Consider the following 13760-nt stretch of genomic DNA (forward strand, 5'->3'; position numbering starts at 1 on the left):
CGTGGTTGCGTACTCGTCCCCGGGGTCAGCGTACGCGGGGGCCCGAGCGCGCCACAGGGGCCGGTGGGCGACGCCGGTGTGAGGCCGGTTTACCCTGAATGCCCTGGACCACCGAGACCGGACCCGGCCGCGGTACCGAGCAGTTCGAGGAGCCCCGCAATGTCCACCGACACGCTTGTCAGCCTGGCCGCGCCCATCTCCGACGAGGCCGGGCCGGGCCTCTTCCTGCGGATCATCGTGATCGCGTCCTTCGTGGGCATCGGCCTGCTGGTCTGGCTCATGGCCCGGGCCTTCCGCGGCAACTAGGACGGACGGGCTCCCTCCCCCCGGGACGGGCTCCCCGCCCGGTGGTCAGGCCCCCGCCGCAGGCCCCGGTTCACGCCCGGTCAGCGGCGGTGGGCCGCCGAGCGGTTGCCGTGTGACCCCCCGTACGATGACGGGTGGGCCCTCACCGGCCCGGAACAACCCCCCAGGTCCGTTCACCGAGCCGAGAAGGTCCCGCCGACCATGAACACTGCCGCCGCACTCCCCGTTCTGAACCTGCTCGCCGAGGGCGAGGGGGGCAACCACGACAGCCTGAACCCGGCCCTGACGGGTGGCGCCGCGCTGTTCATCCTGCTGCTCCTGCTCTTCATCACCACCCGCTTCAACCGGGACCGCTGAGCCCGTTCCGCGGACTGATCGGGGAGCGCCCGGCCCACCGGCCGGCCGCTCCCCGACGCGTCTGCGGACAACCCCCACCGGGTCTGCGGACGACCCCCACCCGGGCGTTCCCGCACCGTAACGGGTGTCGCGTAAGGTGTGGCGGCATGGGAGAGCAGGCCGGGAATTCCGGCGGACCGGTACCGCTGAAGAGGCGGCTCGGCGTGATGGGCGGCACCTTCGACCCGATCCACCACGGCCACCTCGTCGCCGCCAGTGAGGTCGCGAGCGCGTTCCACCTGGACGAGGTGATCTTCGTCCCGACCGGGCAGCCGTGGCAGAAGAGCGACCGGCACGTCACCCCGGCCGAGGACCGCTACCTGATGACGGTCATCGCCACCGCCGAGAACCCGCAGTTCTCGGTCAGCCGGATCGACATCGACCGCGAGGGCCCGACCTACACCGTCGACACCCTGCGCGACCTGCACGCCCTGCACCCGGACGCCGACCTCTTCTTCATCACCGGCGCCGACGCGCTCGCCCAGATCCTGTCCTGGCGCGACTCCGACGAACTCTTCTCGCTGGCCCACTTCATCGGATGCACCCGCCCGGGGCACACTCTGTCGGACGCCGGGCTTCCGGTGGGCGGGGTCTCCCTGGTGGAGGTCCCGGCGTTGGCCATCTCCTCCACGGACTGCCGCAACCGGGTCGCCAAGGGCGAGCCGGTCTGGTACCTCGTCCCGGACGGCGTGGTCCGCTACATCGACAAGCGGGCGCTGTACGCGCCGCGCGGGACCTGAGCCAGGAGCGGCGCATGACCGAACGCAGCGGCGGCCAGCAGCGGCCGGAGGACTGGTCCACCGGGCAGTACCAGCAGCCGTACCAGGGCCAGGGGCAGGGCCAGGGGCAGGGCCAGGGGCAGGGCCAGGGCCAGGGTTATCAGCAGCACCCGCAGCAGCACCCGCAGCAGTCCTACGAGTCGTACGAGCAGCCGCAGTACGACCAGTACGGGCAGCCGGTGTACGCCCAGGACCCGTACGGCTACCAGCAGCAGGGGTACCAGGGACAGCACGGGCAGCACGGGCAGCAGGGGTACGACGGGTACCAGCAGGGCGGGCAGACCGGGCAGTTCGCGCAGCAGCAGTCGTACGAGCCGTACGAGTCGTACGGGCAGCCGCAGTACGACCAGTACGGGCAGCCGGTGTACGCCCAGGACCCGTACGGCTACCAGCAGCAGGGGTGCCAGGGCTACCAGCAGCCGTACCAGGCCGCCGCCGCTCCGGCCGTCGCCGAGCCGGAGGCCGCTGCGGCCCCCGTCGCCCCCGCTGCCCCCGCGGCACCCGCTGCGCCCGCGCCCGCCGCCGTGCCGCCGCGCCCGCGGGCGGCCAGGACCGCGGCGGAGGCCGGGCCGGCCAAGCCCGAGGCGCCGTCCGAGCAGGTCGCCGGAGCGCGCGGCAAGGCCGGGAGCAAGGCGCCCAAGGACAGCTACACCACGGGTGAGTTCACCTTCGTCGACGAGGAGGCGGAGGAGACCGAGGACGTCATCGACTGGCTCAAGTTCGCCGAGTCGCGCAGCGAGGTGCGCGCCGAGCGCCGCCGCAAGCTGCGCAACCGGCTGATCGGCCTCGGCGTGGTGCTGGCGCTCGCGGCGGGCGGCGTCGGCGGCTACCTGTGGTTCACCGGCGACAAGCCGACCGCTGCCGCCGCGGCCGGCGGGCGCCAGGTCAACGTCGTCCACCTGCGCGACCTGCAGGGCAAGGTGTCCAGCGCGCTGCTGGTCGACGACGCCTCCGGGAAGAAGGGCACCGTGCTGCTGCTGCCCGACAACCTGCGGCTGCCCGGCCCCGGCGACCCGCCGGTCACCACCGTCGGCCAGGCCATGGACGCCGTCGGCGCCTCCGCGACCCGCGACGGCCTGTCCACCGTGCTCGGTGCCCCGGTGGCCGGCACCTGGCGGCTGGACACCCCGTACCTGGAACTGCTGGTCTCCCAGCTCGGCGGCGTCCGGGTGGACACCAACGCCGAGACCCACGAGGGCGGCAAGCCGGACGGCAAGCTGCTGTCCGCGGCTGGGAAGAACACCCTGCTCAGCGGAAAGGCCGCGGTCGCCTACGCCACGCTGCAGAACCCCGGGGAGAGCCGGGACGCCCAGCTCGCCCGGTTCGGGCAGGTCATGGACGCGGTGGTGCGCACCATGCCGACCGAGTTCAAGGACGCCAAGGACGACGTGCACCGGATGAACGCGGTGCTCGACCCCTCGCTGCCCGAGGACGCCCTGGCCGGAGTGCTGGCCCAGCTCGCCCAGCAGGCGAAGGACGGCCACTTCGGCACCACGGCGCTGACCGTCAAGCCGGACGGCACCCTGGACGAGGCGACCGCGGGCAAGCAGGTCAAGGACGTGCTCGGCGGCACCGTGAAGTCCGCGGCCGCGGGCGACGCCCCGGCCCGGGTCGCGCTCCAGGACGCCAGCGGCAACGACGCGGCGGCCGCCGCCGCGCAGGTCCAGATCGTCAACTCGGGCCTGACGTTCATCCCGGGCGGTGCCAAGACGGCCGCGCAGGCCACCAGTGAGATCCGCTACACCGACGACGCCCGGCAGGGCGCGGCCAAGTCGCTGGCGACCAGCCTCGGCCTGCCGGACACGGCGGTGAAGAAGGTGACCGGGGACACCCAGAACGCGGACCTGCTGGTCGTGCTGGGCAAGGACTACCAGGCGCCGAAGAACCAGTAGGCGCGGCGGGAGTCGGCGCGGCGGCCCGGGCGGGCCCGGAAATCGGTTCCGGGCCCGCCCGGGCGGCGTGAGATCCTGGAAGGCGACCCCGGCCCTGCGCCGGGGCGCCGCCCCAAGCCGCCGAGCCGGAAGAACACCGTGACCGTCACCGACCACAGCCAGCAGCTCATCACCGTCGCCGCGCAGGCGGCGGCCGACAAGCTCGCGCACAACATCATCGCCTTCGACGTCAGCGAGGTGCTGTCGATCACCGACGCCTTCCTGATCGCCTCCGCGAACAACGACCGCCAGGTCCGCTCGATCGCCGAGGAGATCGAGGACCAGCTGCGCGAGCAGCTGGACATCAAGCCGGTGCGCCGCGAGGGCGAGCGCGAGGGCCGCTGGATCCTGCTCGACTACCTGGACATCGTCGTGCACGTCCAGCACTCCGAGGAGCGCTCCTTCTACTCGCTCGACCGGCTCTGGAAGGACTGCCCCGAGCTTCCGCTGCCCGAGGACGCCCTGGCCTCGCGCAACCGCCCCGACGCCCACACCGACCAGGCCGGCAACGCCGTCGCCCCGGCCGACGACTTCGGCAAGCCCGAGGACCTGCACTGAGCCGCGGCGCGCGAGGCCCGCGCATCGTCTTCTGGCGGCACGGCCAGACGTCCTGGAACCTCGAATCGCGGTTCCAGGGCACCACGGACATCGAGCTGACCGGCCAGGGCGTCCTGCAGGCCCAGCGGGCGGCCCGGCTGCTCTCCGGGCTCCGCCCCGACCTGCTGATCTCCTCCGACCTCAAGCGTGCCCGGCGCACCGCCGACGAACTGGCCAGGGTCACCGGGCTGGACGTGACGCACCACGAGGGCCTGCGGGAGACGTACGCGGGCTCCTGGCAGGGTCTGACCAACGCCGAGATCCGCGAGCGCTTCCCGGAGGAGTACGCGGCCTGGGCCGCCGGTGAGCCGGTGCGGCGCGGCGGTGGCGGCGAACTCGCCACCGAGGTCGCCGACCGCTCGGTGCCGGTGGTCCTGGAGGCCGCCGCCAAGCTGCCGGAGAACGGGACGCTGGTCGTGGTCAGCCACGGCGGGACGATCCGCACCATGCTCGGACGGCTGCTGGACCTGGAGCCGGCCCAGTGGGAGTGCTTCGGCGGGCTGTCCAACTGCTGCTGGTCGGTGCTCGGCCGGGGGGCGCGCGGCTGGCGCCTGCTGGAGCACAACGCGGGCACGCTCCCGCAGCCGGTCATCGGCGACGACACCTGAGGCGGGACCCCTGAGCCGGCACCCGGGCGCGCTGCGCGGGGTGCGGGTGAGGGGGTGGAACGCGGGTCCGCGGGATTCCCCAAGGAGCGGATTTCGCAGTTCCGGCCCTGACCAGCTAGAGTCTTCCTCGTTCGCACGGAAGGAACGCGGCCCGGAAGGGAAGCGGGAGATCCGATGAGTGCGGGGCTATAGCTCAGTTGGTAGAGCGCTTGCATGGCATGCAAGAGGTCTGGGGTTCGATTCCCCATAGCTCCACTCCGCATCGGCGGTCGTGGTCAGCCAGGGTCGCCCGTGTCGCGGGGCTATAGCTCAGTTGGTAGAGCGCTTGCATGGCATGCAAGAGGTCTGGGGTTCAATTCCCCATAGCTCCACAGCAGTTCGGAAGGCCGTCACCCAACGGGTGGCGGCCTTCCGGCATTTGCGGCGATTGGCGGCTCCTGGCTGGGGCGGCCGACGACTGCCGGCTGCCGGCGCGGCGGTTCCCGACCCGGGGGCTGGGGCGGTCGGGTCGGCGCGCGGGAGCCGGGCTTCCGGTCGGGCGCCGGGCTTCGGGCTTCGGGCTTCGGGCTTCGAGCCGGGGGCCGGGCTTCGCGTCGGGGTCCTGCGCGGGTCGGGTCCGCCGGGGACCGGGTGCGCGAGGGCGGCTCGGGGCGGTGGGGGAGGGGCCGGGAAACGGATTTCAGGAGCACGCCCAGGACCGTGTAAAGTAGTCGATGTCGCCGAGGGAAACCGGAAGGAAACGACCGAAACCCCCCGGTGACACGCAGGTCAAGGGGCTATAGCTCAGTTGGTAGAGCGCTTGCATGGCATGCAAGAGGTCTGGGGTTCAATTCCCCATAGCTCCACAGCAGTCGAGAGCCGCCTCCCGGAAACGGGGGGCGGCTCTCCGCCGTTTCCCCCGGGCCACCGGCGGGAGGACCCGGAATCCCGCTACCGTCGTGCCATGGCCGATCTGGAGCGAAGGCGGAACGAGGAGCTGGCCCGGATACTCCACCAGCTCGGCTGGAGTCCGGAACGACTCGCCCGCGAGGTGAGCCTCGCGCTGCCACCGGGCCTGGCCATCAGCTCCACCGCCCCGTACAAGTGGCGCGACCGCGGCATGGTCCCGCGCAGCCCGCACGACCAGGCGGTCTGCGAGGTGCTCAGCCGCACCCTCGGCATCGCCGTCACCTACGAGCAGCTCTGGGGCCGGATGGGCGGCCACCGCGGCGCCAAGATCCTCTCGCCCCGGCTGCTCACCGACCCGTGGACCGCCGACACCGCCCAGACCGCGCTGCGCGAGGCCGCCACCGACGCCGGCCCGGTCCGCCTCACCGACCTCTTCCGCAACGCCGACCTCGACCAGGCCGCCGCCCGCCTCGGCTCGCCGCCCCCGCCCGTCGGGGGCGGCGAGGGCGCGCTGCGCGTCGAAGCCGCGCTGGTCGGCGAACTCGGCCTGTCCTACCGCAGCAAGCAGCGGCTCGAACGGTCCTGCGGCGGCGGCCTCGTCCTCGGCCCCGTCCGGGCCGAACTCGCCATGCTCGCCAAGCTGCTGGAACTCGGCGCGTACGACGAACGACTGGGCCGCGAGCTGTACGGCACGGCCAGCAGGCTCGCCCGGCTGGCCGGCTGGGCCGCCTACGACCTCGGCCACGACGCCGCCGCGCAGCGCGCCTTCGTCGCCGCGCTGCGGGCCGCCCACGTCAGCGGCGACGCCCGGCTCGGAGTCTCCGTGCTCGGCGCGCTGGTGGTGCTCGCCACCCAGGGCCCGGGCGGCCGCGGGCTGGACGCCGTCTCCGCACTGGAGGGCGCCCTGGACACCCACGGGGCGGCGCTGAGCGCCACCGGACGGGCCCGCCAGCTCGGCCGGCTCGCCCGGGCGTACGGCCGCCGGGACGAGCCGGAACGGGCCGAGGGTGCCGCCCGCAGGGCGTTCGCCGAACTCGACGGCGTGCCCGGCACCGAGGAGGCCCGCGCCTCGCTCGCCGGCATGGTGGGGGAGGGGCGGCTGGCGCTCGGCCAGTACCGGCTGGCCAAGGCGCTGCTCGCCGAGGCGGTGGCCGGGCTCGGGCCGGGGCGGGCGCGCTCCAAGGCGCTGCTGATGGTGCGCCTCGCCGAGACCCACCGGCGGCTCGGCGACCAGCGGGAGGCGGCGCGCACCGCGGCGCTCGCGCGCTCGCTCGCGGCGGGGATGCAGTCGGAACGGCTGGCGAAGGCGCTGCGGGACTTCGACGCGGCGGGGCGGGCGGCGGCGCGGTGAGGCTGCGGTAGGGGTGCCGCCGGGTGTTCCGGGGGCTCTTGAGGGGCTCTGGCGGGGTTAGCGCGGGGCTCTGGCGCGGTTCTGGCGGGGCTCTCGCGGGGCGGAGGGGTGGCCTCCGGGCGCCGCCCGTTGGGGCGGAGAGGCCGGCCTCCGGGCGCCGGTCGTGCGGTGGAGGGGCGGTGCGGGGGCGCCGCTCGTGCGGCGCCCCCGGTGGAATACCCCGCAGGGGGCCGGACCGCTTGCGGTACCCTGAGCCCATGCGAACCGTGCGCCTGCTCCTTAGCCGGCCGCGCTGACCAGGACCGGCTGAGCCCTCGGGCGGTGCCGGAGTCGGCGTGGCGTCCCCTCCTGCGAGGGGATTTTTTGTTTTCCGCCCCCGATCCCGTCCCGGGCCGGGTCCACGGGCCGGCCGCCTGCGCGGTTCGCCAACCGACACCGATGGAGCTTGAAGGACCATGAGCGAGACGACCCCTGCGTCCGGCGCGGCCGAGACCGCGACCGAGCCGTTCCGGTACAGCGCCGCGCTGGCGGCCGAGATCGAGTCCCGCTGGCAGGACCTCTGGGAGAAGGAGGGCACCTTCCACGCCCCCAACCCCACCGGTGCGCTGGCCGACCCGTCCGCCGGTGACGTCGCCGCGAAGCCGCACAGCTTCATCATGGACATGTTCCCGTACCCCTCGGGTGCGGGCCTGCACGTCGGCCACCCGCTGGGCTACATCGCCACCGACGTCTTCGCCCGCTACCAGCGGATGACCGGCCACAACGTGCTGCACACGCTGGGCTACGACGCCTTCGGCCTGCCCGCCGAGCAGTACGCGGTGCAGACCGGCACCCACCCGCGGGTCTCCACCGAGGCCAACATCGCCAACATGCGCCAGCAGCTGCGCCGGCTGGGCCTGGGCCACGACCCGCGCCGCTCGATCTCCACGATCGACCCGGACTACTACCGCTGGACCCAGTGGATCTTCCTGCAGATCTTCAACTCCTGGTACGACGAGGACGCCCGCAAGGCCCGTCCGATCGCCGAACTGGTCGCCCGGTTCGAGTCCGGTGAGCGGCAGACCCCGGACGGCCGCCCGTGGGCGTCGCTGTCCGCCGCCGAGCGCGACGAGGTGCTGGGCGAGTTCCGCCTGGCGTACGCCAAGGAGGTGCCGGTCAACTGGTGCCCGGGCCTGGGCACCGTACTGGCCAACGAGGAGGTCACCGCGGACGGCCGGTCCGAGCGCGGCAACTTCCCGGTGTTCAAGTCCAACCTGCGCCAGTGGATGATGCGCATCACCGCGTACTCCGACCGGCTGATCGAGGACCTGGACCTGCTGGACTGGCCCGAGGCCATCAAGCTGCAGCAGCGGAACTGGATCGGGCGCTCCGAGGGTGCCCGGGTCGACTTCGCCGCCCCCGGTGACCAGAAGATCACCGTCTTCACCACCCGCCCCGACACCCTGTTCGGCGCCACCTACATGGTGCTGGCCCCCGAGCACGGCCTGGTCGACTCGATCGTCCCCGCCGCCTGGCCGGAGGGCGTGCCCGCCGAGTGGACCGGCGGCGCCGCCACCCCCGCCGAGGCCGTCGCCGCCTACCGGGCCACCGCCGCCGCCAAGTCGGACGTCGAGCGCCAGGTCGAGGCCAAGGTCAAGACCGGCGTCTTCACCGGCGCCTACGCCGTCAACCCGGTCAGCGGCGCGTCCGTCCCCGTGTTCATCGCCGACTACGTGCTGATGGGCTACGGCACCGGCGCCATCATGGCCGTTCCCGCCCACGACCACCGCGACTTCGCCTTCGCCCGCGCCTTCGCCCTGCCGATGCGCTGCGTCGTCGAGCCGACCGACGGCCGGGGCTCGGACCCGGCCGAGTGGGACGACGCCTTCGACACCTACGACTCCGTCATCGTCAACTCCGCGCGGGAGCAGGGCGACCTGTCCCTGGACGGGCTGAGCGTCGTCGACGCCAAGGCCCGCGTGACCGGCTGGCTGGCCGAGCGCGGCATCGGCGAGGGCACCGTCAACTACCGCCTGCGCGACTGGCTGTTCAGCCGCCAGCGGTACTGGGGCGAGCCCTTCCCGATCGTCTACGACGAGGACGGCGTCATGCACGCGCTGCCCGAGTCGATGCTGCCGGTCGAGGTCCCCGAGGTCGACGACTACTCGCCGCGCACCTACGACGCGTACGACTCCAGCTCCTCGCCCGAGACCCCGCTGTCGCGCAACGAGGCCTGGGTCAACGTCGAACTGGACCTGGGCGACGGGCCGAAGAAGTACCGCCGCGAGACCAACACCATGCCCAACTGGGCGGGTTCGTGCTGGTACGAGCTGCGCTACGTCGACCCGGCCAACCCCGAGAAGGTCGTCGACCCGGCCAACGAGAAGTACTGGCTGGGCCCGACGGACACCAAGCCGGCCGGCGGCGCCGACCTGTACGTCGGCGGTGCCGAGCACGCCGTGCTGCACCTGCTGTACGCGCGCTTCTGGCACAAGGTGCTGCACGACCTGGGCCACGTCTCGTCCGTCGAGCCGTTCCACAAGCTGTTCAACCAGGGCATGATCACCGCCGACGTCTACCGCGACGAGCGCGGCTTCCCGGTGCCCGCCGCCGAGGTCGAGGAGCGCGACGGCCAGTACTCCTGGCAGGGCGAGCCGGTCAAGCGCGAGGCCGGGAAGATGGGCAAGTCCCTGAAGAACGCCGTCGCGCCGGACGACATCGCCGACGAGTACGGCGCCGACACGCTGCGCCTGTACGAGATGTCGATGGGCCCGCTGGACGTCTCCCGCCCGTGGGACACCCGCGCCGTCGTCGGCTCGTACCGCTTCCTGCAGCGGCTGTGGCGCAACATCGTCTCGGAGACCAGCGGCGAACTGGTCGTCACCGAGGAGACGCCCGACGACGCCACGCTGCGCGCCCTGCACAAGGCGATCGACGGCATCCGCGGCGACATGGCCGGGCTGCGCTTCAACACGGCCGTCGCCAAGGCGATCGAGCTGAACAACTTCCTGGTCAAGCGCGGCTCCACGCCGCGGGCCGTGGCCGAGCAGCTGGTGCTGATGGTCGCCCCGCTGGCCCCGCACATCGCCGAGGAGCTGTGGCGCCGCCTGGGCCACGGCGAATCGCTGGCGCACACCGACTACCCGGTCGCCGACCCGGCGTACGTGGTGGACGAGGCGGTGACCTGCGTGGTGCAGATCAAGGGCAAGGTGAAGGCCCGGCTGGAGGTCGCGCCGAGCATCTCGGACGCGGAGCTGGAGGCGCTGGCGCTGGCGGACCCGGCGGTGGTCGCGGCGATCGGCGGCGCGGAGGTGCGCAAGGTGATCGCGCGGGCGCCGAAGCTGGTGAACATCGTCACGGGCTGATGGTGCGGCCCTGGGCCCGGGTGTGAGGCCCGGGCTCGGGTCTGGTGAGCGGGCGGGCGTCCTTCGGGGCGTCCGCCCGTTTCGCTTGGGGGTGCGGCGTGCGCGGTGCGGCGGGCGGGGTGTGGCGTGCGCGGTGTGCGGGTGGGGGTGAGGGTGTGTGGCGTGCGGGGCGCCGGGTTCGGTGGGGCGAGGGAGCGGCGGTCGGAGGGTGGGGACGGGGCCTCGGGGTGATCCCGGATCTGTCCCTGATCTCCGTCCGCGGGGCCGTTCGGACGGTCCCTGGGGCTGGTCCGAGGGCTACCGTGGAACCCTCGGCGATGCGGCCCGCGTTGGGCGCGGTGGGGGCCGATACGGCAGCGGAAGGTGGCACGCGATGGACGTGTTCGGCGTGATGATCGGCCTGGTCCTGCTCTTCGGGATCGCGGCGGTCGTCCTGGCGGTGGTCGGCACGGTCAAGGCCGCCAAGGCCGTCGGAGCGAAGATCGAGAAGCACGAGGCCAACGCGCGGCGCGCCGTGGAGACCGTCGCCCTCAAGGCGAAGACGTACACCAAGGTCGGCCCGCCCGCGCAGATCGCCACCGTCCGGCTCGGCCTGCGCACCTCGCTCGACGGCACCCGGCAGGTGCTGGAGAGCGGGCTCGGCCAGGACGGCCAACTCGGTGAGGCACTCGCCCTGCTCACCCGGCTCGACGCCCACGCGGCGGAACTCGACGGCGAGCTGCGGATGCTCGAACGCGAGCCCGACACCGCGCGGATCGCCGCCAAGCTGCCGGAGCTGCGCGAGCGGGCGGAACGGATCACGCACGCGGCGGAGAGCATGCGCTGGGCGGCACAGGACCGGATGCAGCGGTTCGCGGACGACGAGCTGAGCCGGCTCAGCCAGGAGTGCGAGAGCGAGGCGGGGGCGCTGCGGCACTGGGACACGTCCGGGGCGGGCCTGGGGGCGGGGTCCGGATCGGGTTCTGGTTCGGGTTCGGCGCCGGCGGCGGGTTCGGCGTCGGGCCCGGGCTCGGCGGGGGGTTCGGGCACCGGTGCGGCGGGACCGGCGGCGGGCGCCGGCGGGCGCGCTTCCCGGGCCGGGCTGACGGACGGGAAGGGGCGGGCGAGCGCGGAGGAGCTGCTGGGGCTGGCCGATCCGCTGGCCAAGCTGGCGCAGCGGCTGCGGAAGCCCTCGACGGGGTCCTCGGCGGGCTGAGCTCCCGCGGTCGCCCGGGCGTCCGCACCACCTCCGTCCTCCGGCGGCCGCACGGCCTCCGACCTCCAGCGGCCGCACCGCCTCCGCCCTCCGGCGGCCGCTGTCCTCACGCACGAACGGGGAGTAACCTCCGCCTCATGCCCTCCGACCTCGCGCTTGTCACCGATTCCACGGCCTATCTGCCGCAGGAGGCCCTCGACCGGCACGGGATCACGGTGGTCCCGCTGAGCGTCGCGGTCGGGGACTCGGTACTGAGCGAGGGCGTCGAGATCTCCCCGAAGGACGTCGCCGAGGCGCTGCGGGGCAAGCAGCGGGTGACCACCTCCCGGCCGAACCCCGAGACCTTCGCGGCCACCTACCGGGCGGCCGCCGAGGCCGGTGCGAAGGGGATCGTCTCGGTGCACATCTCGGGCGAACTGTCCGGCACCGTCGAAGCCGCCCGGCTGGCCGCCGCCGAGGCACCCGTACCCGTGCGCGTGGTGGACAGCCGACTGGTCGGGATGGCGCTCGGGTACGCGGTGCTGGCGGCGGCCGAGGCGATCGCGGACGGGCAGGACCTCGCCGACGCGTCCGGGGCGGCGGCCCGGCGGGCGGAGGCGACCCACGGGTTCTTCTACGTCGACACCCTGGAGCACCTGCGCCGGGGCGGTCGGATCGGGACGGCGCGGGCGCTGCTCGGATCGGCCCTGGCGGTCAAGCCGCTGCTGCACCTGGACGCGGGGCGGATCGAGCCGCTGGAGAAGGTGCGGACGGCGTCCCGGGCGATCGCGCGGCTGGAGGAGATCGCCGTCGAGCGGTCGGGGGAGCGGGAGGTCGACATCACCGTGCACCACCTGGCGGCCGAGGACCGGGCCGAGCCGCTCGCGGAGCGGCTGCGGGCGCGGGTGCCGGGGCTGCGGGAGCTGTACGTCGGAGAGGTCGGGGCGGTGATCGGCGCGCACGTCGGGCCGGGGCTGCTCGCGGTGGTGGTCGCGCCGCGCTGAGGGGCGCGGAGACGGGTGGCGGCGGGTGAGGGGCTGGGGCGCGGCGAGGCGGGGCGGTGTCGGGCTGAGCTGGGCGGGCTGAGCGTCGTCCGGTCGACCGGCTCGTGGCCGGCTTTCGTCCGGCCGACTGTCGTGTGGTCAACTTTCCGGGGCCTTCCCACTCGTGTGAGTGACGGATTTTGTCCACAACCCCCGGGTTATCCACAGGGTTTCGGTAATTTCCGCACGTTCGCCGGGAGGCTCCTACCGTCCTCGGCATGACGACCATGGGATTGGGCTTGGGCCGGGGCGCGGCGAAGCGCCACGCGCTCAACGAGACGGTACGACTGCGGATGGCCGCGCTGCTGCCGACGGACGACCTGTCGCCGGATGACCCGCTGGCGGCCGACGTGCCGGTGGCCGGTCACGGTGGCACCCCGGGGCCGGCGCCGGGCGCGACCGCCTCGCTGGTGGGGGAACGGCCGGCGACCGGGCCTCCTGCGGGCTCGGCCCCGGTGCTACCGGGCGTGGGCGGGGTGCGAGCTCGGGGCGGCGCGGGGGATCGGGGCGGCGACGCGGATCCACCGGGCGCTCGGGCGGATCCACCCGATCCCGGGCCGCGTCCGCGGTTCGCTTCGTTCGCCCCCGCGGTGGCGCTCGACCGGCGGGCGGTGGCCGGGTTGGTCATCCTGCTGCTGTTCGCGGTGGGCTACGCCGTCCAGCACTTCTGGCTCGCCAGACCGGAGACGGTCGCCGTTCCCGCGCTGGCGGTTTCCTCGGCACTGCCGGGGGCGGCGGCCGCCTCCGTCCCCGTGGACGAGGCATCAGGGGCCGGTCCGGCCGGCCCCGACACCGCCGTACCGGGCTTGGCGGCCGGGCCAGGAGCCGGTAGCGGGGCGGGGCCAGGATCCGGGGTCGGGACGATGTCAGGAGCCGGGGTCGGGGCGGCCGTCGTGATCGACGTCGGCGGGCGGGTCCACAGCCCCGGCCTGCACACCCTGCCCGGCGGCTCCCGGGTGGCCGACGCCCTGCGGGCAGCGGGCGGTGTGCTGCCGGAGACCGACACCAGGAACCTCAATCTGGCCCGCGTCCTGACGGACGGTGAACAGCTGCTGGTGGGCGAGCAGGCACCCGTCCCCGCCCCGGCCGTCGGATCCGGCAGCGGACCACCCGGCCCGGCCGCGTCCCGACCGCCCGTCAGCCTCAACCGCGCCACCCTCGAACAGCTCGACACCCTCCCGGGCGTCGGCCCCACCCTCGCCCAGCGCATCCTCGCCTACCGAGCCTCGCACGGCTCCTTCCGCTCCCTCGACCAGCTCCGGCAGGTCAGCGGCATCGGGGCCCGTACGTACGCGGAACTCCGTCCGCTGCTCACCCTCTGACGCTCCTCCGCTCAGCTCCTC

At 73.8% G+C, this 13760-nt stretch carries 11 protein-coding genes and 3 tRNA genes; all 14 read left to right on the forward strand.

Going from position 1 to position 13760, the window contains the following annotated elements; genetic code table 11:
• Window positions 1–159 precede the first annotated feature (159 nt).
• The 14 genes from ACIRD3_RS14870 (at window position 160) to ACIRD3_RS14935 (ending at window position 13739) form a co-directional block, all read left to right on the forward strand.
• The gene (locus ACIRD3_RS14870) at window positions 160–306 is read left to right on the forward strand and encodes a hypothetical protein (protein ID WP_360509512.1); all 147 of its coding nucleotides are present in this window, start codon (window positions 160–162) and stop codon (window positions 304–306) included.
• A gap of 201 nt (window positions 307–507) precedes the next feature.
• Entirely contained in the window at window positions 508–663 is a 156-nt protein-coding gene (locus ACIRD3_RS14875) for a hypothetical protein (protein WP_179852881.1), read from the forward strand.
• A gap of 146 nt (window positions 664–809) precedes the next feature.
• Window positions 810–1442 carry a nicotinate-nucleotide adenylyltransferase gene (gene nadD, locus ACIRD3_RS14880; RefSeq protein WP_402215750.1) on the forward strand — a complete coding sequence of 211 codons (633 nt, stop codon included), beginning with the start codon at window positions 810–812 and terminating at the stop codon, window positions 1440–1442.
• Between the two features lie 14 nt (window positions 1443–1456).
• Entirely contained in the window at window positions 1457–3373 is a 1917-nt protein-coding gene (locus ACIRD3_RS14885; protein ID WP_402215753.1) for an LCP family protein, read from the forward strand.
• A gap of 138 nt (window positions 3374–3511) precedes the next feature.
• A complete protein-coding gene (gene rsfS, locus ACIRD3_RS14890) occupies window positions 3512–3970 on the forward strand; it encodes a ribosome silencing factor (protein ID WP_402215755.1) in 459 nt (152 codons plus the stop codon).
• The gene (locus ACIRD3_RS14895) at window positions 3967–4617 is read left to right on the forward strand and encodes a histidine phosphatase family protein (protein ID WP_402216340.1); all 651 of its coding nucleotides are present in this window, start codon (window positions 3967–3969) and stop codon (window positions 4615–4617) included. The genes rsfS and ACIRD3_RS14895 overlap by 4 nt, the downstream gene beginning before the upstream one ends.
• A 182-nt stretch (window positions 4618–4799) precedes the next feature.
• Window positions 4800–4872, forward strand: a tRNA-Ala gene (locus tag ACIRD3_RS14900).
• A gap of 43 nt (window positions 4873–4915) precedes the next feature.
• Window positions 4916–4988 (forward strand) — tRNA-Ala (locus ACIRD3_RS14905).
• 401 nt (window positions 4989–5389) lie between these two features.
• Window positions 5390–5462, forward strand: a tRNA-Ala gene (locus ACIRD3_RS14910).
• A gap of 98 nt (window positions 5463–5560) precedes the next feature.
• Window positions 5561–6856 (forward strand): hypothetical protein, encoded by a 1296-nt coding sequence (locus ACIRD3_RS14915; RefSeq protein ID WP_402215757.1) that lies wholly within the window; start codon window positions 5561–5563, stop codon window positions 6854–6856.
• Window positions 6857–7311: 455 nt separating this feature from the next.
• On the forward strand, window positions 7312–10200 hold the full coding sequence (leuS, locus tag ACIRD3_RS14920; RefSeq protein ID WP_402215760.1) for a leucine--tRNA ligase: 2889 nt from the start codon (window positions 7312–7314) through the stop codon (window positions 10198–10200).
• A 373-nt stretch (window positions 10201–10573) separates the two neighbouring features.
• Entirely contained in the window at window positions 10574–11395 is an 822-nt protein-coding gene (locus ACIRD3_RS14925) for a hypothetical protein (protein WP_402215762.1), read from the forward strand.
• 137 nt (window positions 11396–11532) lie between these two features.
• On the forward strand, window positions 11533–12378 hold the full coding sequence (locus ACIRD3_RS14930; RefSeq protein ID WP_402215765.1) for a DegV family protein: 846 nt from the start codon (window positions 11533–11535) through the stop codon (window positions 12376–12378).
• 257 nt (window positions 12379–12635) lie between these two features.
• Window positions 12636–13739 (forward strand): helix-hairpin-helix domain-containing protein, encoded by a 1104-nt coding sequence (locus ACIRD3_RS14935; RefSeq protein WP_402215768.1) that lies wholly within the window; start codon window positions 12636–12638, stop codon window positions 13737–13739.
• The last annotated feature ends 21 nt before the right edge of the window (window positions 13740–13760 follow it).

Origin of the sequence: Kitasatospora sp. NPDC093550 (assembly GCF_044764985.1) — a bacterium.
Taxonomy (GTDB): Bacteria; Actinomycetota; Actinomycetes; order Streptomycetales; family Streptomycetaceae; genus Kitasatospora.